Raw genomic sequence first — 23,677 nt, 5'->3', positions numbered from 1 at the left:
GTCAGCCCTCCCAACGTTCCTGACGAAGCATTTTTTTCGCGGTAAACAAAAGTTGGATTTTCCGTTGTTTCGGTACCGCTGTTTTTTCAGCAAATACTTGATAGTTGTTTTTGCGGATCACAGTCAAGATTTCCCGATAGATCAAAGCAGCTGCTAATAGAGCTTCACGGCAATCTTCATCGATTTGCGGCATCATGACAAAAGATTCCTGATAAAGCGTCTCAGCAAGTTGCGCTTCGTGTTCCCACATCTCGATAAACTGCTGGTTTTGATTGCCAGCTGCTAATGCCTCTCGCGAAAGGTTGAATTGCGCCAAGACCGTTTGTGGCAAATAGATGCGGCCCATTCGCAGATCCTCGCCAATATCACGTAAAATATTGGTGCGTTGCATCGCTTCACCCAATTTTATGGCGGGCTCTTGAATCGCAGCGGCTGTTTGTGAGAGAATCGGCAAGAGCATCAGACCCACACTGCCGGCTACGTAGTAACTATAGTCGGAAAGCTCTTTTTCAGAGGTGGGCTGCTGGAAGTCAAGGTCTTGTTTTTGTCCCACCAATAGATCGAAAAAGGGTTGAAACTGTAGGTCAAACTGTTGGAAAGAAAGGGTCAATGCCCGCCAAATGGCTTCATCAGGATCTTCTTCCTTGATGGCTTGCGGCAAGTCGATCGCATCGCCGGTTAATAGTTCTTGTATTTCTTCCAAGCGTTTTTTCATGGCTTCGATCAACAATGGGTCATGCTTTTCATCGACGGCATCATCGGCACGTCGGCAAAAGGCGTAGACGGCATAGACGGCGCGTGCTTTGTCTTTTGGCAATTGAGAAAAGGCGGTATGAAAGTTTTTCGAATGCTTTTTTATGATGGCCTCACAGTATAAAAAATCGTTGTCGTATTCATCAAAGACGCTTAATGATTTAACGGTCATCTTTTAACAACTCCTCCACAGCTAACTTGGCACTTTGCATCACGATTGGCACACCCGCTCCCGGATGCGTACTGCTGCCGCAGAAGTATAGGCCTTCTGCATAATCAAATTTATTATGGGGACGATAGTAATTGCTTTGCGCCAAGGTTGGTTTCAAGCCAAATGTCGCACCGTTGTAGGCATTGAACCGATCATTGAACGTATCTGGCGTATACATTTTTTCATACACGATGTGTTCATCGATATCCGTAAAGATCGTTTTTTCTTTTAATAATCCAATGATCTGCTGGCGGTAGCTTTGAATCGTTTCATCCGTCCATTGATCAAATTTAGATAATTCAGGTACTGGGACTAAAACATAAAGACCTTCTTGACCATCAGGTGCTAAGGAAGCATCTTTCAGGGTTGGACGATACAAGTAGAAGGATGGATCTTCTGGCAGCTTGCCAGCCTCGAAAAGATCGTCTACATTGCGTTTGAAATCATTGGCAAAATAAATGCTATGGAGTGCGCTATCTTCATATTTTTTGTCCAGTCCTAAATAAAGCAAGAAACAAGAACAAGAGTAATCCATCGAAGCGATTTTTTGATTGGTGTATTTGCCGCGTTTTGATTCATCAGGAATCAAGCTTTCCATAGCATAAGGAAAATCAGCCGCACAAATCACGGCATCTGCGGTGATCGTTTCTCCATTGACACGAACGCCTTTGGTTTGCTTGTTTTCGATCAATAATTCATCGATTGGGGTATTGTAATGGATCGTTCCGCCTAATTCTTGGAACAAACGTGCCATACCAGTGGCTAATGTATACATGCCGCCTTTGATGAAATAGACCCCATACATCAACTCGATCATAGGGATGATGGTATAAAGGGACGGCCCTTGGTAAGGGGAGACACCGATATACAAGGTTTGAAACGCCAATGATTTTCGCAGGCGATCATCTTTGACAAATTTAGAAATGGAAGAGTAGGCGTCACTAAACGTTCGCAGCTTTAACCCTGCCCATAATGATTTGGGATTGTAAAAGTCTCGCCATGTCCGAAACGACTTGGTGATGAAGGACTCTTTGGCGATCACATAGCGTTTGTAAATATCTGCTAAAAAGGCAAAATAGCCTTGAGCATCTTCTTCCGAGATCGCTTCTAGCGTTTTGGTCAATTCTACTAAGTCGTTTGAGAAGGTCAGCGGTTCGTCTTGAGCAAAATACAGCTGCAGCATCGGATCGACTTTCTCCATAGGAATATAGTCATTCGGATCAACGCCAGCAAATTCAAACACTTCACGATAAATTTCAGGCATCATCACGATGGTGGGTCCCACATCAAAGGTAAAGCCGTTTTCCTTGATCTGATTCATTTTGCCCCCAGGTTGACCTTCTTTTTCGTAGAGGGTGACGTCATAGCCAAGTTTTTGCAAACGGACAGCAGCAGCTAATCCTGACACGCCCGCACCGACAACAATAATTTTTTTCATGCTTGCTCCTTCTGCGAATCACTTGATTCGGCTTCTTTTTTCGTGTGTTCTTTTTCTTCTAAAACGCCATCCTTCATGACGAGGACCCGATCACAATAATCTGTCAAACGGGTATCATGGGTCACCATAATGGTGGCTTTTTGTTTTTCTTTGGTTTCTTTTGCTAAGATTTTGACGACTTCGACGGCTTTTTTTGAATCAAGACTCGCCGTTGGTTCATCTGCCAAAATGATGGTGGGATCATGATAGAGCGCTCGGGCAATAGCCACACGCTGCCTTTCACCACCAGATAGTTCATCGGGGTATTTGTTCTGCAGCTTTTCAATCCCTAGTTGTTCAAACAATTCAGTAGCTGATTGCTCTTGGGGTTCTTTGCTGACCTTATCCACCAATTGAAGTTGCTTTTTGACCGTCAAAAAAGGGACAAGGTTGGAAGCTTGTAAAATAAAGCCGATCTTTTTGAAACGAGTTTTTGCCCTTTGCTTTTCTTTTTGTTTACTAAAGGGTTCGTCATTGATAAATACTTCGCCTTCAGAGGGAGCTTGTAGACCACCGGCAATCGTCAGAAAGGTACTTTTCCCAGAGCCGGAAGGACCGATGATGGCGACAAATTCGCCTTTTTCTACCGAAAAGTTGGTTTCTTTCAAGGCTTCAATCGTCGCGTCCCCATCTTTAAATGATTTTTTGACTTGTTTGAATTCAATGGCACTCATGTTTTTTCCTCCTATCCGATTGCTTTCAATGGGTCGATTTTTACAATCGTTCGCACCGAGAAGAAAGCACCTAGCATCGCGATCAGAATCATCATTACACTGATACTAGCAAAGAATAATAGATTGATTTGGAATGGCACTGCTGCAGGTAACACGAGGGCGGTACCGATCGTTGCCAACCCACCGATCAAAACACCCGAGGTTGCCAATAAGAACGTTTGGGCAATCACCGAAAAAGCAATGTAGCGGCTAGAGATCCCTTGGGCTTTCATGACACCGAAAATTTCTGATTTTTGCATCGTTAGTACATAGATAAAAATACCGATAACGATGGCAGCGATCACGATCAAGAACCCGATCATAAAGCCAAAGGTCAGCACTTGTGCGTTGTAACCAGGCAATTCATTAATAAATTTGCTGATATCCGTAGCGACTAGATCATCTGGCACTTCTTTGATTTTGCCACGAGTTACGATCGCGTTGATACGGGCATTTTCTGAATCATCTTCTTTTTCAAAACGAATCTCTTGATAGGCACCGATCGAGGTGTAGAGGACCGGAGCAACACTGAAGCGGGCGTTATCTGTAAAACCGACGATTTTCAATTTTTTGTCACTGCCGGCTAATTTGATGGTGTCACCAATGGAAATCCCGTATTCTTCCTCAATGCTGCTGTCTGCGACCGCTTCATCATCTGACGCAAACATCTCGCCATCGATAATATTTGGTGCTAGAAATTGATCTGGATCAATGCCGAAAAAGGTGACATCGACTTTTTCACCGTTGTCTTCTTTAGTCACTACCCCAGCGGTTTGCGCCAAAACAGCTTTTTCTGGTGCATCGACTTCGTCATAAAGACTGCGAGGAAGCATCGACATGTTTAAATTATCATTTGCTTCTTCAGTCAACAAAATTTGATCTGCCTCCCATTTGTCGACCGCCATCCGATTATCTTGAGCCAACCCATACGCTAAGCCAGTTAAAAAAAAGACCAGATAGGCGATTAAAAACATGACCCCTGTGACTAGGGCGTAACGCAATTTGGAATGGCGTATTTCATTGATTGCCAAAAACATAACGATTCCTCCTATTATTTTATCACTTGATAAAATAAAAATACCATTTTTTTTATTTTCAGCAAACTATCTTGCTTACAAAGAGTAAATTCGGTGAAAAAAGGAAGGTTATTTAGAAGGGCGTCTGTTGATTGAAGAAAACCAGTTGCTGCCCCCTGATTTCAATAGGAGCGTAGGAGCAGCGAAGGAGCGGGGGATTTTAGTGAAAAAAGAACTAGGATAACAGTAAAAGCCCTCTGATTCAGCGCACGCAAACACTTGGCGTATTTTGAAATCAGAGGGTTTCTATTTAAAGTCTGGTGCTGGATCAAAGTGTCAATCGTCAGTTTCTTTGCTTGTAGCGATAACTAACGGCACGATTTTTTCAAAGGTGTGGCGGAAGCTTTCAGGTTGTGCTAATTTTTGATAACTGATCGCCAAACCGTCTTGGTTTTTGCGATAATCCAACCAAACCTTCAGCTCACTTTGAGGACCATATTTCTTTGAAATGTACTGATACGCTTCTTGGTGCAATTGTTCTAGATCTGTGAGTTGCTTTTTCTCATAAGCAAAAAGCAAGGTTCGCTTGAGGATTCGCTCAAAATCTAAGGCACGATCGGCTTCGGAAATAATTTTGCCATAAAGCGAGCGAGGCTCATAGGGCAGCGAAGCACGATGGTCTTCTACTGCTTCGCCGATCATTGAAATGACTGGAGGAGAGAAAAAGCGTGGCAACACAGCATCTTGTTCAACGATCTTGCGGGAATTGCTTTCGTGGTTTTTGCGGCCATAGAGCAAGCCGATATCATGGTAGGCAGCTACCGTATAGACGATATTCAGGTCAACAGGCAATGTTTCAGCAATCTCAAAACTATTTTGGATCACTTGGTGGACGTGCGCTGGGGAGTGACTGCTATCCAATTGGTTGTATTGTGGGATGATGGAGCTTTCAATATAGTGCTTTAGTTGTGGATCAATCTTCATTTGTCTGGTTCTCCTGCCTTTCTTATGCTAGATGAGGGGGAATTGAGCCAGTGCCAAACCGATCACTCGTTTCTAGACCTAGCGGCTGACGACAAAAGCCAAAGGGCTGTCCATCAATGGTGATTTGCTGCTTGAGCCACGGAAGGTAACTGATGGTATCTGTTGGATCGCCGGCAGCTGCTTGTTCCATTTTCTGCCATTCATCCGACGTAGAAATCGTTGCAGCACCTTTGAGTAACCCTTGCCAAATCACCTGGATCTCCTCGGGACAAAGGTTTCCTGCCATTGATGACAGCCCGTTAAACCCTAGTGCGACCTTTTCCGCCAAGTCCGATTCACCACCAGCATAAAAACGAAAATCGGCAGCCGTCTTTGTTTTTAGTTGAGGCACTCGCTCCTTACTGCCAGCTTCTTTTAAGCCGATCACCCGAGGGTCAGCGATCAAGGTCAAGAGACTTTCTGCAGATAAATCAAAGCCCGTGCGGCGGGGATTGTTGTATAAAATAACTGGTTTTTCGCAAGTATGGATCAATCCCTGAGCATAGAGGACGGCTTCCTTTTGGGTCAGGCAAAGATAAGGGGGAAAGCCTAAAACCACACCATCGATTCGGGGATTTTTGCTGATTGCTTCTGCCAACGCGAGCGTTTCATGAAATACGATGCCAGCTAAACCGAAGAGGACTTCGAAATCGGCTGCCCAGCTGGTTTCTTGCGCTAAGGCATGTAGAAGCTGTTTTTTTTCTGTTAAGGTCAATGAGTGCTGTTCACCGGTGGAGCCGCACACCAAAACCGATTTGATCCCTTGCTTTTGTAGTTGCAAGATATGAGCGATCGTCCTTTTCGTGTCAAGTCTTTCTGCATGATCAAATGCTGTTGGGACGGCAACATGCAGTGAGTGATTCAATGAAGTCATCCGATTCATCCTTTCTTGTGATACGTTTAGCCAGCGATGTTCTTCTTGCTTCTGGTGCAAGCCAAGGAAGACGAAATAACTGATTATCCACTAAGTGTAGCAAACTTCTCGTTTCAGCAAAAGGCTTAGCAAAATATTTTTAAAACGGTGGTTGCGTTTTCAAATAAAGCATGGTATTATGCAAGTAATAAAACAGGCATGTGACTGGTAATGCAGGCAGGACCTATAAAAAACATGGAAGGGATCGTTGGATTCCGTTCAATGTTTTTGTAGGTGTTGTCTGCTTTTTTCTTTGTTTGGCCAACAAAGGAAAACTAATTAAAGGAGAAGAAAATTATGAATGTAAAAGAAACGGCAACTGCCATCGTTGAGTTGATTGGCGGAAAAGAAAATATCGCACATTTGGAACATTGCTCCACACGCTTGCGCTTTACCTTAAAAGACAATAGCCTCGTACAAAAAGATGCCTTGGAAAAAGTCGATGGCGTGATTGGGGTGCGACAAAATGTCCAATGCCAAGTCATCATCGGCAATGATGTCGTCGAAGTGTATGATGAGGTTATGAACGTGTTAGGTCATGAGCTAACAGCGGATGGAGGAAGTGAAGGCAAACAAAAACAATCGTGGGGTGCGGTCCTGCTTGATTTTATTATCTCGATTTTTCAACCGTTGATTCCAGCGGTCGCTGGTGGGGGCGTCTTGAAATCCTTACTGCTACTTGCTTCTGTCACTGGATTGATGGACAATACCAGCCAAACGTATCAAATTTTGAATCTGATCGGTGGCGCACCATTGTATTTCTTACCGATTTTAGTGGCGATCACCACGGCAAATAAATTAAAGGTCAACCAATTGGTGGCGGTTTCCGCTGTCGGTGCCTTGATTTTGCCTGAACTAACAACACTATTGACAGATGGCGCAGCTTTCATGGGCTTCGGTTTACAAAATATCGCCTATGCGTCACAAGTATTTCCAGCCATTTTAACGGTTTTATTTTACGCTCAAATTGAAAAACTGTTTACCCGAATCTCACCAAAACCGATCCGTATCTTCTTTGTTCCAATGATGAGCTTAGTTATTACGGTTCCAGTTGCTTTATTGATTTTAGGCCCATTAGGCTTTGAAGTCGGAACGATTTTCTCAGCAGCGATCATTTGGCTGTATGCCCATTTAGGTTGGGTGGCAACGGGGATCTTAGCCGCTGTTTTACCATTGATGGTGGTTACCGGTATGCACAAAGCTATGATTCCTTATGCTGTTTCGTCCATGAGTGAGATGGGGGCAGAGCTGTTATACTTACCTGCCTCATTGGCACATAACATCGCAGAAGCCGGTGCTTGTTTTGCGGTGAGTGTTCGGACCAAAGACCAAAAACTTCGTTCAACCGCTGTTTCTGCAGGCATCTCCGCCCTTTTTGGCATAACCGAGCCTGCTTTGTATGGGGTGACGATCCTGCACAAACGAGTGCTTTACGGCGTGATGGCTTCCAGCCTAGTTGGTGGTGCAGTGGCTGGGTTATTTGCCATCAAGGCCTTCGCATTAGTTGGTCCCGGTCTAGCAAGTATCACTATGTTCGTCGATGAAGCCAACCCGATGAATCTTGTGTGGGCATTAGTCACGTTAGGGGTATCCTTTACTGTTTCCTTCGTCCTTGTCCTTTTCTTATTCAAAGACAAAACAGTGGAAAATAAGACGACAGTTGCCGATCCGAAAGCCGAAGTATTGAGTAAACCAGTAGAAGGCCAAGTGGTAGCCCTATCTGAAGTCAACGATGAAGTCTTTTCAAGCGGTATGATCGGAGAAGGTTTCGGGATCATCCCGACGTCTGGCGAATTGATCGCACCAGAAGATGGCGAAATCACGATGTTGTTTGAAACCAACCATGCGATCGGGTTAAAAACTCGTAATGGCGCAGAATTGCTCTTTCATATCGGCTTGGATACCGTTCAATTAGAAGGCAAACACTTTACCCCTTACGTGAAAGCGGGGGATCAAGTGAAACAAGGGCAACCCCTGATTCAATTTGATCTAGATGCCATCAAAGCAGCTGGGTTTGATCCAATCGTGATCTGTGTGGTCACCAATCAAGAAAACTTTACGGTCAAACCGATCGAATCAACCGATGAGCGCAACGAGCAAGGTGTTTTATCGATTGCACCGATCGTCTAAACCAATGAGCAATGCAACAAAAACAATGTAAAAGGGGATTGAAAAAATGACTGAAACAACTTTTCCAAAGGACTTCTTATGGGGTGGCGCTATCGCCGCAAATCAAGTAGAAGGGGGATGGAATCTTGGCGGCAAAGGCTTGTCGGTAGCGGATGTGGCTACTTACAAACCTCATGTCGACGTGAAAAACTTTGCGGCACATATGAGCGTGACTGTTGAAGCCGTCAAAGAAGCAATGGCGGATTCAACGGATACCATCTATCCAAAACGCCGAGGGATCGACTTCTATCATCGCTATCCAGAAGATTTGGCTTTATTCGCGGAGATAGGTTTTAAAGTATTGCGTTTATCGATTGCATGGACCCGCTTGTTCCCAACTGGGGAAGAAACGACACCCAATCCAGAAGGGATCGCTTTTTACCGCAATGTCTTCCAAGAAATGCAGCGTTTGGGAATCAAACCGATCGTAACGTTGTCTCACTATGAGATGCCGTTAGCGCTTAGCTTGAAGTACAATGGCTGGGTGGAACGTAAAGTGATCGATGACTTTGTCCGTTTTGCGACCGTCTGCTTTGAAGAATTTGGGGAGTATGTGGAGTATTGGCTGACCTTTAACGAAATCGACAGTATCCATCGTCATCCCTTTACAACAGCAGGTCTCATTCCTGAGCAATCAGAAGCTGGTAAGGAAGAGCAAGACGTATATCAAGCCCTCCATCACCAATTTGTGGCCAGCTCATTAGTGACAAAAATCGCCCATGAAATAAATCCCGACAACAAAGTCGGCTGTATGATCACGAAGTTGATGACGTATCCATTGACTTGTGACCCATTGGATGTTGAATTAACTTTAAAGAAAAACTTGGAAAATGATTTTTATGCGGACGTTCAAGTCAAAGGTGCTTATCCGCGAATGATTGAAAAAGATCTCGAAAAACGGGGCATCAAGATTGAAATGGCACCAGAAGACCGCCAAATCTTAAAAGATCACACCGTTGATTTTCTTTCTTTCAGTTATTATATGTCTATGGCTGAATCAGGCGACCCACATGCGGAACGGACACCGGGCAATACGGTTTTAGGGGTAAAAAATCCCAAGCTGCCGTCAACTGAATGGGGCTGGCAGATCGATCCTAAAGGCTTGAAAATCTCCTTGCTTTCATTGTATGATCGGTATCAAGTGCCATTGATGATCGTTGAAAATGGTATGGGTGCCGTGGATGTCCTTGAAGACGGTCAAGTGCATGATCCGTATCGGGTCGATTATTTCAAGGCACACTTCAAACAAATGAAGGAAGCCATCGATGAAGGAGTCGATTTGATTGGTTATACTTCATGGGCACCGATCGATCTGGTCAGTGCGGGGACGTCACAAGTGACGAAACGCTACGGCTTCATTTATGTGGATGCCGATGATGAAGGAAACGGCAGTTATGACCGTTTGAAAAAAGATTCCTTCGATTGGTACAAAGAAGTGATCGCTACCAATGGCGCAAGTTTGGCAGAATAAACAGTGAGGAGCGAGAGTGCATGATTTACATCAAGAAAGTCTTAAATTCAAGTGTCGTACTTGTTGATAAGGAAGGCCAGGAAATGATTGCACTTGGGAAGGGGATCGGCTATGGAAAGAAAGTCGGCGACAGCATAGCCGATACCCAGATCGATCAAGTTTTTCTGCCAATCGATGAAAAAAAATCGGGTCAGTTTGCCGATTTGGTGGATGAGATTCCGTTGTACTATTTTGAAATGACCAAAGAAATCGTTCAGCTGGCGCAAAAAATGCTGCCCTATCCGCTAAATTCAACGATTTACCTTACCTTATCGGATCACTTGCACTTTGCTGTGGAACGTCAGCAAAAAGGCTTGAGTGTGACGAATCGACTCTATTGGGAAATCAAGAATTACTATACGGAGGAATTTCGAGCCGCCGAACAGGCACTACGCTTGTTGAAAGAGAAGTATCAAATTGATCTGGCGGAAGAAGAAGCCTCCAATATCGCGTTTCATTTGATCAATGCCCAGTCGAACACCGAGGAAAATCAAGATGGGTTGAAAAAAGCCAAATTGATCGGGTTGATCGTCAATATGGTACGCTACTCGATCCAGCAAGACGTCAACACCAATTCGATCCATTATAATCGCTTTATCACCCACGTGCGTTTCTTCGTTGACCGGTTCTTTTTGGATGGTCTGCTGCAAGAAGAAGACGAAGGACTATACCGTCAAATGTGGGCTCTTTATCCAAATGCTATGGAGATCGCGACAAAAGTCAAAGCCTATATCGATAAAGAATATCAAACGAAGATCCCTGTCAATGAAATCGTCTATCTAGGCGTTCATATCAATCGGTTGATGAACCATTCAGCGATCAATTCCTAAGCGTCCTCATTTTTAACAAACACAAACAAGCCGTTTCCCTTTGCTGGAAGAAACGGCTTGTTTGTATTTAGTAGGCTTGCTTGTCAGGAATCACGCCTCGAACGCCGCCTTTTGGTTCCTCCACGTCGCCTTGGTAGCGTGGGATCAAATGACAATGGCAATGAAAGACCGTCTGTCCGGCAGCCTCCCCGCAATTGAAGCCGATGTTGAAGCCGTCTGGTCGATAGGTTTCCAACAAATAGGCTTTGCCTTCCTGCAACAAAGCCTGCAAGTCTTGTAATTCCTCTTGGGTGAGGGCAAAATAATCCCTTCGATGTTCTTTGGGGATCAATAGCAGGTGTCCAGGGGTGACGGGAAACTTATCAAAGATCGCATAAAAGCGTTCGTTTTCAATGATCGCATGTTTTGAGGCAGTACAAAAAATACAAGTCAAAATCTTCCGCTCCTTTTTCTCAGCTAGATAGCGTATCGATACTTATCTTTAGTGTACCAAAAGCTGATTCGAAATGAAACGCACGACAAAAAGCATGTCATTATGAGTCATTTGCGAGTAAAATGAAAAAAGTTTGCTGATTCGCTTGACTTAGAGTGCACTTCAACCTGTATGCTTAGTGTAACTTGAAAAACAGGAGGACGAGCAAATGAACTATGTAAAATTTGGCAATACGGGACTTGATGTGTCACCATTATGTTTAGGGACAATGGGATTTGGCGATCCCAATAGTGGCTTTCATGAGTGGGTGTTAGAAGAAGCAGATAGTCGCGAAGTTATCAAAAAAGCCTTGGATCTAGGCATCAACTTTTTTGATACGGCAAATGTCTATTCTTATGGAGCGAGCGAAGAAATCGTCGGTCGAGCATTGAATGATTTTGCTCCGCGGGATGAGATCGTGGTTGCCACAAAACTGTATTCAAAAATGAAGCAACGGCCAAACAGTGGAGGGCTGTCTCGAAAAGCGATCTTTTATCAAGTCGAACAAAGCTTAAAACGCCTACAAATGGACTACATTGATTTGTATATCATCCATCGTTGGGATTACCACACGCCAATTGAAGAAACCATGAAGGCCTTACATGATTTGGTGGTTTCTGGAAAAGTGCGCTATATTGGTGCATCCGCGATGTACGCTTGGCAATTTGCCAAAGCACAAGCAGTTGCAGAGAAAAATGGCTGGACCAAATTTGTTTCGATGCAAAATCACTTAAACTTGCTTTATCGAGAAGAAGAGCGAGAAATGATGCCCTTGTGTGCCGATCAAAAAATTGCCGTGACGCCATATAGTCCTTTGGCTGCTGGACGTTTAACAAGAGATTGGGGTGCAGAGACCAAACGGTACTTAACGGATAAAACCGCCAATCAAAAGTACGACAAAACGATGGAACAAGACCGGGAGATCGTGGCACGAGTCGCAAAGATCGCTGACAATCACCAAAGCAAACGGTCGCAAATCGCCTTGGCTTGGTTATTGCAAAAAGAACAAGTGGTCGCACCAATTATTGGCGCAACAAAAGAAAGCCACTTATTGGATGCTTTACCTGCCCTTGATCTAAAGCTGACTGCCGAAGAGATTGCTTATTTGGAAGAGCCTTACTTGCCTCATGCAGTGGTAGGAGCGGAATAACGAGTAACAAAAGGGCTTCTGGCTCGTAGCATACAAAACGATCTAGGAAAAAATGCAAAACAAGGAAGTGAAGCCATGAATATCAAAAAAGTCAGTGAACTGAGCGGTGTCTCAGCTGATACCATCCGTTACTATGAAAAAATTGGGCTGATTCCGCCGGTCAAACGCAATAAAAACGGTGTTCGGGATTTGATGATGACGACTTAAAATGGATCACCTTTACTAGGCAAATGCGTAATGCTGGACTATCGATTGATGGGTTGAGTCATTACCTGGCTTTATTTGAAGAAGGGCGAGGGACGGTTCCTGAGCGCAAGCAGCTCTTAGCAGAACAAATTGCGGTACTCAGGGAGAAAATCTCAGATATGACGGAAGCTGTTGAACGTTTAGAATACAAACTAGAACATTACGACGAGCATGTTCTGCCGACAGAAGAACGGTTACGTCAACGAAAAGCCAATTTGGTCACTAAGTCTTAATGACTGAATTCGCTACTATGGAAATTGAAACGTTCTGCTCAATGGAATCCAATAGAAAGGAAGCTTATGAAACGACTTGCGATTTTAGGTGCTGCTGGAACGATTGGGCAGCTGACACGACAAACACTTTTAGAAAGAACCAATTTCTCCCTAGTACTCTATGCCCGCCAGGCAACGGAGCGTTTGCAACAGATTGATGCTGCGCGTGAGACGATCATTGATGGTGACTTTCTCGATTTAGGACGACTCGTTCGGGCATTGCAAGGTTGCCAGTCGGTTTTTTTGACGGATATCCATGATCCGCGGGCAACGCTGCGGGTGATCGAGGCGATGAAATTAGCAGAGGTCAGCCAATTGATCAGTGTCGCACCAGAAAGAAACCTTTGTCATTCAGAGGCATTAAAGCAATTGGTGTCCGCAACTGATCTTTCCCTTTCCCCGAAAAAGCATCAGCTGATTTTGCAGCAAAAAAATCGCTTGATGTCCTATCAATTGATTAAAGGATCAGAATTGTCGGTTTACTTTGTTCATTTGCCGTCAGAGAAGAAACGTATGGCGAATAGAAGAGCATGGCGGGAATCTGTTGTAGAAGAAATCCTTTCCGCTTGTGATTGCTGTGCAGCTTAACAGCAATCTTAAAGGAATGAAAAAATAGCAGAATACTTTCTTGAAGGTCAGAATCAATTTTTTCATGTTTTCATGAAAAAATTGGTTCTTTCTTTTACGATTTTTTTGATAGAATAGACAGAAGCTTTTATACATAAAAATAGTTGCCAGATCGAAAGGAGAACGTTGATGGAAACACTTATCAAAAAAAATCTTGCTTTATTGCTTGGGGTGCTATGGATCTGCATCGCATTAAACTTCTTCCTTTTACCTCACAGCATTGCTTCTGCCGGCGTCGGGTCGATTGGCTACCTCATCGAAACTGGCTGGTCGATCAATCGCCATATCGTTGTCTGGGGTATAAATTTATTGATGCTGGCCCTTGCGTTTTTACTTTTGAAACGAGAGGTCTTTGTCAATACGGTTATCGGTAGTTTGGCATTTCCCGTTCTTCTAGCACTTTTACCAGAAATTATGCTGCTGCGCTTTTATTCCATCTCATTGATTTTAGGTAGTTTCTTCTTTAGCTTCGGCATCTTTTCGCTCTACAAAATTGGTGCGTCTAATGGCGGTGTGACGATTCCGCCACTAATTTTGGAAAAATACTATGGCATTCGCAGATCTAGTGGGGTTTTCTTGACCAATTTGATCATCATCTTATTGAACCTTCTGATCTTTTCTTGGCAAGAAGCACTTATTTCTGCCTTTTCAATCTACTTGATTGCCTTCTTCATGCGGCTCTTCATGAGAATCGAACAAAAAATGCAGGCCAAGAAATCTGTGAAAGTCCAAGGAACAGCAAAATAGAGTAACATTTCAGAAGCAAAACATCGGTGCAAAAAATCTGCACCGATGTTTTTTAATATTTTCTTTTTCTTAGAACAGCTATGGAACCAGTCAAACAAGCGATGATCAAAAAGCAAGTTAACAACAGTGCTGGCAGCAGTTCCCCTAGTTTGATTTGGTCGGTTAAGTAGTTAGGAAATTGGCTGGAAAGGGAATATGGATTCCAGTTTGTTACTTGACTCCATAGGTTGCCTAACATGCCCATCAGATAACAGACGCCAATAAACAACAAACCTTGATAGATACTTTTAGCAAAGCTGGAACCTAGCAGCAGGATGCTGATTGCTAGTAAACCGAAAAGCCAATAGCTGACCAAAGCGCTAGGGACTTGAGCAGCGCTGGAATCATCGAAATAAATCATCGTATAAAAAGCACTGACACTGGCACTTAGGAGGTAACTTAAAGACCAAAGAATCATTAAATAGCAAGCTTTTGCTATGACGATCGTGGTTTTTGGTAAGCCTCTGGTGATCAGCTGAATAAAGGTACCCTGATTTATTTCGGCTGAGAGCGTATCGGTAAAAAGAATCACAAATACTAGCAGACCAATCGTGCCGATGTTGCTGTAAAACTGAAGCCACGAATCGATCGATGTCGGATCAGCAATCGTGATTTCAATCGATTCCGGCATCATACTGGCCATCAGTTCTGGCATGATTTTGGCAGTAAAGGGAGAAAGCATACCAATCAGGGCAAACAGGATCAAGCAAATCAGTAGTTTTTTGCTGCGAAGACCGCCGAGAAACTCTTTTTTTAAGAAAACAAGAAACGCATTCATTTGATCACCTCCAAATAAATCGACTCTAACGATGGTTCGATTCTTTGAAAGGATTCTGGGACAATGTGTTGTTCGTTCAGCAATTGTAGCAGCTGTGAACCGATATTGGTTCCAGTTTGTTCATCGATCAGTAATTGATTGTTCTTTCTTTTTGCCGATATGCCGTGGATTGCTAACACTTTGGCAAATTTTAAATGGTCACCTTCGTCGGTAAAGACAATCCCAAAGACGGTTTTTCGATAACGGTTTTTTAAGGAATCCATCGTTTCGAACGCACGGATCTGACCTTTGTGCAAAATCGCAATATAATCTGACAGCTGTTCGACATCTGCGAGAATATGAGAGGAAAAAAGCACTGTCGTTTCTTCTTTGATTTTTTCCAATACATCAAGAAATGCTTTGCGTCCTAGAGGGTCTAGTGCGGATGTTGGTTCATCACAAATCAAGATGGCGGGGCGGTTGATCAGAGCTTGGGCTAACCCTAGACGTTGCTTCATGCCGCGAGAAAAGCCAGCGATTTTTTGTTTCGAAGCTTCCAGGCCTACCAACTCTAAGACTTCCATCACTCGCTGAGGCTGAAAAGATTCTTTATTTGGCTGAATTTTTCCGCAGAAAGTCAAATATTCTACAGCTGTCATAAAAGAGTAAAACTGCGGCACATCTGGCAAATAGCCGATCCAGCGATTGGTCTTGGTTGAGCCAAATTGTACTGGTTCGCCACAGACAGTGATTTCGCCTTCATCAATAGGGAGTAACCCTAAAATCGCTTTCATGGTGGTTGTTTTGCCGGCGCCGTTTTCCCCTACAAATCCCACGACACTCCCTTTGGGGACCGAAAAGGATAGGTCTTGTAGCACTTGTTTGTGCCCAAAACGTTTGGATAAGTGATTGATCTCGATCATCTTCATTGTTGATCCCCTTTTCCAAAAGCAAAATAAAGGATAGGACCGATCAGGCTAACAAAACAGGCGATGAAGAGCCAAAGAATACGAGAGCCAAACTTAAATTGTTCTTGTTTTAAAATATCTCGAACTGCCAAAACGATCAAGATCAATTGCAAAAGAATCAGAGGGATCAGTATGGGCAAATAATCAGATATATTTTCTGGTACGTTTAGTGAAAAACTATTCATGTGAGTCACTCCTTTGCGAATTAGATACTTGTTCAGCCAGATTGCTCAAGCGCTGAAACAACTCTTTAAATGGGGGTTTTTCTTGATACGGTTCAAACAAGGGTGTCAGCTGTGCTATTGCAAGAAATTGTTTTTTGACACTACCTGAGTTACGCGGGATCTGACTCCCTAATTCTAATTCACTGATCCACTCATCGATGCTGTTGAAATAATCATCTCCTTTCAAAACGATTTCCTCTGGAGTAGCTTCTAATATTTTGACATACAGCGTTAATGCTTGTAACAATAAGCTTTCTTTTCCTAAAGCAGCAAACGAAACCATCCCAGCGGCTAGAAAATTCAGTAAAGAGAGGGGATGCAATTCGGCCAGTTGGAAGCTCTCGCTGAGTGCCAGTCCACGTGCATAGGTTTTTTCCAGTTGCTCCTCGTCTTGTGTGAGCATTGCTAAATAATTCGTTAGCAAACTCATAAAAATAATTAAGTACTGGTAAATCGCACTTTGCGTAACGATCTCAGCTTGTTGCAACTGATTTTTTTGCTGAAATGCTGCGGCAATCAACGGTTCGCTAGGTAAAAAAGAGAGAGTTTTCGTGCCAAGGATCGCCAAGACTTCTTCTGGCTTGTTTCTCATCAGAAGACAATAAGCATCGATCTGTTTCGCTTGTTGTGCCAGCTCACTGTCTCCTTGGTCCATGATCCGTTGGTACAGGGTTTCTGCTTCCTTCAAATAGGTATTTTTCTTTGCTTCCATCAAAGCGTCTTCGTAAGTTTGCCCTTTCGGGACGCCTTCTACGGGGACATCCGGCAACAGATCCCAATGATTCAAGTAAAAGGACCCCATTTGTAATAAGAATGGATAACAAGAGTAATACCGTTTGGTAAAACTTTGAGCAAGAGCGAGAACTTCCGTTGGTGTTTTTGTTTGGAAGGCGTCTTTTAATAATTGATAGATTCGCTGGATCTCTTTAGGTGATAGCTGCGAATCTAAAATCAACAATTCATCGACGCTGCAATCAAAATACGCCGCTAATAAGGGCAGTGAAGTGATATCTGGATACGTCTGTCCCGTTTCCCATTTTGAAACGGATGCTTTTGACACGTTCATAAATGCTGCTAATTCTTGCTGCGTAACGCCTCTGTGTTTTCTTCTCCGGGCGATTTCCTCGCCAATTGGTAAGTCCATAGTACACCTCCGATAGGTTTGTTTGATATACTTCTATCATAAGAGGAGAAGGGATAACTTACAATGGATTACTAGTTAACTTTTGGTTGATTTGATTAACCATAGGTTGATTATTAACGTAGGTGCCCCCATCTCTGGCAAAGAGATGATCTAGAAGGAGAGGCAGAATGATGAAAATTGTAGCAGCGATTGATTCCTTCAAAGGAAGCGCCACTTCCGCAGAATTAAATCAAGCGGTCTTAAGCGGGTTTTCAGACCAGTGGGAAAAATGTAGTATTCCCATCGCTGATGGGGGAGAAGGCTCAATGGCAGCAGTCTTTGCTGCGTTTGGAGGCAATTACGAAACGGTTCCAGTGACCGACCCATTAGGTGGTAAGTTGCAAGCCCGTATGTTGGTCACAAAAATCAATGAAGAAAAAATCGCTTTGATTGAATCTGCGGAAGTGATCGGATTGCAACTCGTGGAACCTAGTGACGAGACCACCCGCAATAGCTCTTCTTTTGGTTTAGGCCAAATGGTCTTAGCAGCTTGCAGACAAGGAGTGAAAAAAATTTACCTGACCCTTGGCGGTAGCGGCACTTCTGATGGGGGCGTAGGCTTTTTACTTGCGTTAGGAGCAACCATTCAAAGAAACGAGCGAATGGAAAACAATCCTTTGCTGCAGGCAGAATCTCTGGAGCTCAGCCAGTTGAACCCTCTGCTTGCACAAATTGACCTGTTTGCTTTAGCCGATGTAACAAATCCTTATTCAGGTGAACAAGGATTTGCGTCAGTTTTTGGTTCACAGAAAGGGGCAACCAAAGAAACGATCCAGCAGTTGGATCAACAAGCAAAGCGTTTGGCTGAACACATCAAGCGGACCACGGGGATCGATTTGGAAGTCCCTGGTTCTGGTGCAGCTGGGGGCCTTGGTGGTGGGGTTTATTTGGCAGGTGGTCAGTTGGTTCCGGGATTTTCGACGATTGCTTCCTTGATTGGATTTGAGGAAAAAATCAAAGGAGCAGACTTATTGATCACCGGTGAAGGTCGTATCGATGGCCAAACAGCTAGGGGGAAAGTACCCTATGGTGTCGCTTTGCTCGCTCAAAAACGCCAACTCCCAATTGTTGCAATCTGTGGCTCCCGAACCGAACGTCTCGGCGAACTGTCGCAATTGCTTCCAACAGTCTTCAGTATCCAACAAGGACCAGTTTCCTTGGCAGAAGCGATGGAAAAAAAGCGAACCTTGATTAATGCTCAACAGACTGCTCAAGCCATCGCCGGCTTAGTGGAGCAGTGGCAAAAAAAGACCGGATCAGTTCCTTCAGAAGGCACTGATTTTCCAACCAAATAAGAAGCAAACACCAAAAAACTTCGTAGGGAAGGCAATCGCCAGTACGAAGTTTTTTGGTGTTGCGCCTTTTTAAGCCAAGGTGGCTTGTGCTTCAATCTCCACTTTAAATTCAGGGGCAACCAAGCCGGCAACGATGACGAGACTCATGGCCGGTTTGTTTTCTGCCAAAATGGTTGTGAATGCCGTACGGACAGCAGCTAAGTAAGCAGCATCCGTTAAAAAGACGGTCATTTTGACCACTGATGACCAAGACAGTTGATTGGCTGATAAATGCTCTTCGATTTTCTTCAAAACGATGGCTGTTTGCTCTTGCGGGTCCTCAGGTGTGGCTCCGTCTTGTGACGGCGTTTGACCAGAAATGAAAAGAAAAGGTCCTTGCGCGATTTTTGTATCGGTATAGATTGCCATTAATTTGGCTCCTTTCTTCTATCTTACCTTTGGATGATGGGGACAGATAGCAATTGATTGGGTGTGTCTTAGTTTACTTGATTACACCTGCAAAAACAATCAACAAACGTTTTCTGTTGGTTTTGTGAAACCACGGGACGAAGCCGCCCTTCCCCTTTAATAAAAACACTCATTTTTTTCAGGCTCCACTGAAATTATCGCCAGAATTTTATGGTTTTAATGTCTTATACTATGTTCAGATCAAATAAATAAACAAGGAGGAAAAAAATATGAATTGGTACAAAAACACAACAGAAGAACTATTACATACGTTGCAAACAACACGGCAGGGCCTTTCCTCCGAAGAACGCAACCAGCGTTTAGCAAAGCAAGGTGAAAATAAAATTACTGAGGCTGCGCAGATCCCTACATGGAAGAAAGTCGGCAAGCATTTTACAGACTTACTGATGTTGGTCTTAATCGTCGCAGCCGTCTTAAAAGGGGTTTCGGGTGATTATATCGAAAGCGGCATTATTATGGCGGTCGTCGTCATCAATGGATTAGTCGGCTACTGGCAAGAGCGTAAAGCCCAAGAGTCACTGGATGGGTTGAAGCAATTCATGGGGCAAGAAGCAACAATTTATGTTCATGGCCGCAAGAAGAAAATTGCTGTTTCTTCCTTAGTAAACGGAGATTTAGTCGTTTTAGGACCAGGAGATGTCGTACCAGCAGATATGCGCTTGATCGAAACCCATGATCTTGTGATTGAAGAGTCTATCTTAACCGGCGAATCTGAGCCAGTTCAAAAAATGACCGAACCTATTACTCAAGAAAGTACGATTGGTGACCAGCGGAACATGGCGTTTTCTGGTACCCATGTAGAAAGCGGAACTGCCAGCGGGATCGTCGTTGAAACAGGAGACGATACACAAATCGGCCAGATCAATCAAGCAATTCAGTCTGTGAAAGCGCAAGAAACCCCGTTGATCAAAAAAATGAAGCAATTGAATCACCAAATCTTTAAAGGCATTATCGGATTAGTGATTTTCTTGATCTTCTTTACTACCTTCCGCTACGGCTTTGATCTTGATCTCTTGTTCTCATCAGGTATCGCATTAGTTGTAGCAATGATTCCTGAGGGCTTGCCAGCCGTGCTGACCATGATTTTATCGATGGGTGTCAAGGAAATGTCTGAGGAGCAAGCAATCATCAAAACGATGCCATCAGTGGAGACACTAGGTGCCATGACGGTGATTTGTTCAGACAAAACAGGAACCTTGACCAAAAATGAAATGACGGTCGTCGATGTCTTAGTTGAGTCAAACGTGGATAAAGCAACGGTGCTTGATATCATGGCAAATTGTCAAGATTTGAAGCAAGACGAAGGACAAAAGGCAGCTGAACTCGTTGGAAATCCAACCGAAAAAGCCTTGTTACAATACGCAGAATCAGCGCAGCAACCATTGCGTAAAACAGTCGATAAAATTCCTTTTAGTTCCTCTTACAAGTACATGGCAACACGCCATCAAAATCAAGAAGAGCCGAATGACTCGGTAGTGTTTGTCAAAGGTGCGCCCGAAGTGTTGCTTGAGAAAAGCCAACTGACTTCAGATCAAAAGCAATGGTGGTTAGATGAAAGTGCAAAATTAGCAGCGAAAGGGCAGCGGCTGATCGGCTTTGCGCATCTGACGCTGTCGGCACAGGAGTCCTTGTCCCACGAAGCACTCATCAATTTAACCTTTGTTGGGATCGCTGGCATCATTGATCCTCCGAAAGACAGTGCCATCAAAGCAGTAAAAGAGTGCTTGCAAGCGGGCATCCAAGTCAAAATGATCACAGGAGATCATGGCAAGACCGCTCAAGCTATCGGCAAGCAAATTGGATTGAAGCACACGAATCACGTGTTGGAAGGGCTGGAAATCGATCTGCTGTCTGAGGAGGAGTTGCAGCAAGCAGTCCAAAAGACAGATATCTTTGCTCGAACGACCCCAGAGCATAAATTACGGATCGTTAGTGCTTTGCAGGCGAATGAAGAGATTGTCGGAATGACCGGCGATGGTGTAAACGATGCACCAGCGCTGAAAAAAGCCGACATTGGGATCGCTATGGGGATCAAAGGCAGTGAAGTAACCAAGCAAGCAGCCGATATGGTTTTGGCAGACGATAATTTTCATACGATCGCCAATGCCGTCCGAGTGGGTCGACGGATCTACGATAATTTGAAGAAAACCATCAACTTCTTCTTACCAACGGCTGTTGCACAAGGATTGATCGTTATTGCGGCACTCTTGTTGAACCGACCACTGCCACTGACACCTGTACAAATTTTATGGGTAAATATGGTGACAACCATCACGCTTTCTTACGCACTCGGTTTTGAGAAGGCAAGTGCGGATGTCATGAATCGACCACCACGGCCAATCAAAGAAGGTATCTTATCTTGGTACAGTCTGTTCCGCATCTTCTATGTCTCGCTGTTAATCATGATTCCTTCCTACGTCTTAGCGATTCAGTTTGAAGGAACGGTCCTTCAACAAAGCATGCTACTGCAAAGTATCGTCTTTGCTCAAGCAGTCTACTTACTGAACTGTCGTGAGCTGGTAAAGCCGGCGTTGAATCGCCAACTCTTTGCCAATAAAGCACTCTTAGTCTCCCTGGCACTACTGATTGTATTGCAGGCAGCGATTTTCCTAACACCTATCGGACACCAGCTTTTAGGGATTGGTTCTTTGACGCTGATGCAGCAGTTGAGTATTGCAGCCAACGGGGCACTTCTTTTCACAGTCGTCGAAGGTGAGAAATTTATTACAAACAAGCTGCAAGGACGTCAAAAAGCTGCCCCAGTGAAACAATAAAGGCAGCTTGATGATTCTAGTGATAACTTAAATAATAGGTTTGAATGAGCTCAGTCACTTGATTGAGCTCATTTTTGGTCGGTACCATCGATAAATAAAAGACTGGGACAGGGGCATCATCTAATGGGAAGTTTGACAAAACAAAATCAACGTCGGTTGCCGATAGCCCTTCTAGTTGACCTGGTTCGATCGCCGATAGTAGAATACGTGCTCCGAGAAAGTCATTCAATTCTTGCATAAGGTAAGCTTTCCATGCTGGCTCCCCTTGAAAGATAAAGTATCCCTTTGCCCGGATAGGGTTGATTTGTAAAATAGCCTGTTGGATCAACAAGGTGGTGGTTGACCATAAAGGAAAACTCGTTTCCCTTTGACTGTTTGTCTGTTCTTCTAAAAAGTCATGGATCGTTGCTTCTATCGGTAGCGAGTAGGGCTGATTCAAGCGCTGGATCTCGTGAAATTCTAACCCAAACCATTCTGAGAGTTTGGCAGACTCTTGCGTTTTGATCAAGAGCAGCAACAGATTCTCAATCAGCTGCGTCCCACTAGCGAGAGGTAGCTGCAACGAGCGGGCTAGTTGTTCGACAAAATGGGTCGTTTTAACGTGAATGGTTTGATACGTTTCAAGAGTCGCTTGAATTGTTTGGGACCAATCGTTATTGTAGTTCCAGCTTTCTAAAAAACAGTAGAAGCTAAAGAAGTGTTCGCTGCATTCTAAATATACGCCTTCTTTTTGGTAGAGATGACTTAATGGCTGTTGGAAAAGACCGTAAAGGGGATCATCCCCATTAAATTCGAAGGAATCCATGCGGCAATTGGCCTTGATACGGATTGTATTGATAAAAAACCAGCAAGTACCGAAGATTTGTTCTACGTCGATTTGGAGTTTATCTTTGCCCAGACGCTGTAAAAAATGTTGATAGTGGGACTCATGAATTGTATATTCCTCAAAAAAGTAATTGTTATGGGTATAAGGCAGTAAAAGTCGATGGAAAAAGACCCGAATATTGATCTCACTTCCTTCAAAGCGGATCACGCGATTTGTGATGCGAATCCGTAAGGAAAAATCCGTCAAACTTTTATTTAATTTTGTAATATGCCGCCGCAAAGTTTCATAGGAAGTTCCCGCTTGGCCAAGAATTTCTTGCGTGCTAAGTTCGCTGGAAAAAAGCAATGCTTTCATTAAAGAAACACCGATTGATTGAGGGAAAAACGTTTCCCATAGCTGACTCATCAACAATGGCCCATCATGGGTCAAAGCAAAGCCATTACTGGCGGCTTCAATCTGCCAACCTTCGGGTAATTGTTGACGAATATAGGTTATATCAGAAAAAACCGTTCGTTCCGTCGTATCGATCAATTTTGCTAGTTGCTTGGCAGTGATCATTTTGTGATTCGCCAGTTGTTCCAAGAGAAGGATCTGACGTAATAAATCCTTCTCGGTAATGATTTTTTTCATCATCCCATCCATGACAAAAACTTCCTTTCTGAGTCTTTCGTGTTCTTTTTGATTTTATACGAAAAAGGCAAGTTTTGCTATTTCCAATTCACCGAATGATGTTTTTCTATTAAAAAAGATGGAATGGGTATCCTTCTGAGTAACTGTCTAAAGGAATGAGGTTTTTTATGTGTTTTAACGGTTAGAGGTCTATCATATGTTCGTATTTCTTCATTCGCAAATACAAAGAATAACTTTCTTTCGATAATTTTATTTTTGAGGAAAAAAGACTCTTTTTGCGAGAGGCGTAGAGTTTTCGATGGAGAGCAGAGTCGATGATCCATTCAATTTCTGCTTGTTCTTCCTCTGATAAATCGGCATTTTTCTCATTGGATTGAATGAGAG

21 protein-coding genes and 1 pseudogene are annotated in these 23,677 nt (G+C 43.6%); 9 read left to right on the top strand and 13 right to left on the bottom strand.

The window, feature by feature from the left end:
* Position 1: 1 nt before the first annotated feature.
* The 6 genes from IGK63_RS09725 to IGK63_RS09700 form a co-directional block, all read right to left on the bottom strand.
* On the bottom strand, positions 2 to 925 hold the full coding sequence (locus tag IGK63_RS09725) for a phytoene/squalene synthase family protein (protein WP_008378577.1): 924 nt from the start codon (positions 923 to 925) through the stop codon (positions 2 to 4).
* A complete protein-coding gene (locus IGK63_RS09720; RefSeq protein WP_005235239.1) occupies positions 915 to 2,402 on the bottom strand; it encodes a phytoene desaturase family protein in 1,488 nt (495 codons plus the stop codon). Before IGK63_RS09720 ends, IGK63_RS09725 begins: the two co-directional genes overlap by 11 nt.
* A complete protein-coding gene (locus tag IGK63_RS09715; RefSeq protein WP_005235241.1) occupies positions 2,399 to 3,115 on the bottom strand; it encodes an ABC transporter ATP-binding protein in 717 nt (238 codons plus the stop codon). The genes IGK63_RS09720 and IGK63_RS09715 overlap by 4 nt, the downstream gene beginning before the upstream one ends.
* Before the next feature lie 11 nt (positions 3,116 to 3,126).
* The gene (locus IGK63_RS09710; protein WP_016613416.1) at positions 3,127 to 4,191 is read right to left on the bottom strand and encodes an ABC transporter permease; all 1,065 of its coding nucleotides are present in this window, start codon (positions 4,189 to 4,191) and stop codon (positions 3,127 to 3,129) included.
* Positions 4,192 to 4,506: 315 nt separating this feature from the next.
* Positions 4,507 to 5,154 carry an HD domain-containing protein gene (locus tag IGK63_RS09705; RefSeq protein WP_016613415.1) on the bottom strand — a complete coding sequence of 216 codons (648 nt, stop codon included), beginning with the start codon at positions 5,152 to 5,154 and terminating at the stop codon, positions 4,507 to 4,509.
* Between the two features lie 22 nt (positions 5,155 to 5,176).
* Positions 5,177 to 6,067, bottom strand: coding sequence for a dihydrodipicolinate synthase family protein (locus IGK63_RS09700; RefSeq protein WP_034872252.1), 891 nt, complete (start codon positions 6,065 to 6,067; stop codon positions 5,177 to 5,179).
* Between the two features lie 336 nt (positions 6,068 to 6,403).
* Between IGK63_RS09700 and IGK63_RS09695 the strand changes: the two genes are divergently transcribed.
* From IGK63_RS09695 to IGK63_RS09685, 3 genes are read left to right on the top strand one after another with little or no spacing between them, the layout of a single operon-like run.
* Positions 6,404 to 8,236, top strand: a complete 1,833-nt coding sequence (locus IGK63_RS09695; protein WP_008378572.1) for a beta-glucoside-specific PTS transporter subunit IIABC — start codon at positions 6,404 to 6,406, stop codon at positions 8,234 to 8,236.
* Between the two features lie 46 nt (positions 8,237 to 8,282).
* Positions 8,283 to 9,746: a glycoside hydrolase family 1 protein gene (locus IGK63_RS09690; protein ID WP_005235257.1), complete on the top strand. Its 1,464-nt coding sequence runs from the start codon at positions 8,283 to 8,285 to the stop codon at positions 9,744 to 9,746.
* Positions 9,747 to 9,766: 20 nt separating this feature from the next.
* Positions 9,767 to 10,615 carry a PRD domain-containing protein gene (locus IGK63_RS09685; RefSeq protein ID WP_429972485.1) on the top strand — a complete coding sequence of 283 codons (849 nt, stop codon included), beginning with the start codon at positions 9,767 to 9,769 and terminating at the stop codon, positions 10,613 to 10,615.
* A 67-nt stretch (positions 10,616 to 10,682) separates the two neighbouring features.
* Here IGK63_RS09685 and IGK63_RS09680 read toward each other — a convergent pair whose 3' ends face one another.
* Entirely contained in the window at positions 10,683 to 11,084 is a 402-nt protein-coding gene (locus tag IGK63_RS09680) for an HIT family protein (protein ID WP_254905026.1), read from the bottom strand.
* A gap of 172 nt (positions 11,085 to 11,256) precedes the next feature.
* Here IGK63_RS09680 and IGK63_RS09675 point away from each other — a divergent pair, with 172 nt between their 5' ends.
* From IGK63_RS09675 to IGK63_RS09660, 4 genes and pseudogenes are all read left to right on the top strand, one after another.
* Positions 11,257 to 12,237, top strand: coding sequence for an aldo/keto reductase (locus tag IGK63_RS09675; RefSeq protein ID WP_005235260.1), 981 nt, complete (start codon positions 11,257 to 11,259; stop codon positions 12,235 to 12,237).
* Positions 12,238 to 12,312: 75 nt separating this feature from the next.
* A pseudogene (locus IGK63_RS09670) lies at positions 12,313 to 12,716 on the top strand (MerR family transcriptional regulator).
* A 66-nt stretch (positions 12,717 to 12,782) separates the two neighbouring features.
* Positions 12,783 to 13,343, top strand: coding sequence for an NAD(P)H-binding protein (locus tag IGK63_RS09665; protein WP_016613413.1), 561 nt, complete (start codon positions 12,783 to 12,785; stop codon positions 13,341 to 13,343).
* A 168-nt stretch (positions 13,344 to 13,511) separates the two neighbouring features.
* Complete coding sequence (locus IGK63_RS09660; RefSeq protein ID WP_008378566.1) at positions 13,512 to 14,129, top strand: YitT family protein; 618 nt, start codon at positions 13,512 to 13,514, stop codon at positions 14,127 to 14,129.
* 52 nt (positions 14,130 to 14,181) lie between these two features.
* Here IGK63_RS09660 and IGK63_RS09655 read toward each other — a convergent pair whose 3' ends face one another.
* Genes IGK63_RS09655 through IGK63_RS09640 form a run of 4 tightly spaced genes read right to left on the bottom strand, consistent with a single transcriptional unit; the run spans position 14,182 to position 17,261 of the window.
* Positions 14,182 to 14,946, bottom strand: coding sequence for an ABC transporter permease (locus tag IGK63_RS09655; RefSeq protein ID WP_016613411.1), 765 nt, complete (start codon positions 14,944 to 14,946; stop codon positions 14,182 to 14,184).
* Positions 14,943 to 15,854, bottom strand: coding sequence for an ABC transporter ATP-binding protein (locus tag IGK63_RS09650; RefSeq protein ID WP_008378547.1), 912 nt, complete (start codon positions 15,852 to 15,854; stop codon positions 14,943 to 14,945). Before IGK63_RS09650 ends, IGK63_RS09655 begins: the two co-directional genes overlap by 4 nt.
* Positions 15,851 to 16,078: a PLD nuclease N-terminal domain-containing protein gene (locus tag IGK63_RS09645; protein WP_005235274.1), complete on the bottom strand. Its 228-nt coding sequence runs from the start codon at positions 16,076 to 16,078 to the stop codon at positions 15,851 to 15,853. The genes IGK63_RS09650 and IGK63_RS09645 overlap by 4 nt, the downstream gene beginning before the upstream one ends.
* Complete coding sequence (locus IGK63_RS09640; RefSeq protein ID WP_016613410.1) at positions 16,071 to 17,261, bottom strand: helix-turn-helix domain-containing protein; 1,191 nt, start codon at positions 17,259 to 17,261, stop codon at positions 16,071 to 16,073. The genes IGK63_RS09645 and IGK63_RS09640 overlap by 8 nt, the downstream gene beginning before the upstream one ends.
* A 167-nt stretch (positions 17,262 to 17,428) precedes the next feature.
* On the opposite strand from IGK63_RS09640, the gene IGK63_RS09635 reads away from it, so the two are divergent.
* Entirely contained in the window at positions 17,429 to 18,595 is a 1,167-nt protein-coding gene (locus tag IGK63_RS09635; RefSeq protein ID WP_016613409.1) for a glycerate kinase family protein, read from the top strand.
* Positions 18,596 to 18,664: 69 nt separating this feature from the next.
* Here the strand turns inward: IGK63_RS09635 and IGK63_RS09630 are convergent, their stop codons facing one another.
* Positions 18,665 to 19,003 carry a RidA family protein gene (locus tag IGK63_RS09630; RefSeq protein WP_016613408.1) on the bottom strand — a complete coding sequence of 113 codons (339 nt, stop codon included), beginning with the start codon at positions 19,001 to 19,003 and terminating at the stop codon, positions 18,665 to 18,667.
* Between the two features lie 269 nt (positions 19,004 to 19,272).
* On the opposite strand from IGK63_RS09630, the gene IGK63_RS09625 reads away from it, so the two are divergent.
* Positions 19,273 to 21,837, top strand: coding sequence for an HAD-IC family P-type ATPase (locus IGK63_RS09625; RefSeq protein WP_016613407.1), 2,565 nt, complete (start codon positions 19,273 to 19,275; stop codon positions 21,835 to 21,837).
* 16 nt (positions 21,838 to 21,853) lie between these two features.
* On the opposite strand, the gene IGK63_RS09620 is transcribed toward IGK63_RS09625, so the two are convergent.
* Positions 21,854 to 23,305, bottom strand: coding sequence for a helix-turn-helix domain-containing protein (locus tag IGK63_RS09620; RefSeq protein ID WP_016613406.1), 1,452 nt, complete (start codon positions 23,303 to 23,305; stop codon positions 21,854 to 21,856).
* Between the last annotated feature and the right edge of the window lie 372 nt (positions 23,306 to 23,677).

It is taken from the genome of Enterococcus sp. AZ040 (genome assembly GCF_050499185.1).
GTDB lineage: Bacteria > Bacillota > Bacilli > Lactobacillales > Enterococcaceae > Enterococcus_D > Enterococcus_D entomosocium.
The sequence above is the reverse complement of the archived record's forward strand: the minus strand, read 5'-3'. Positions and strand labels throughout refer to the sequence as shown.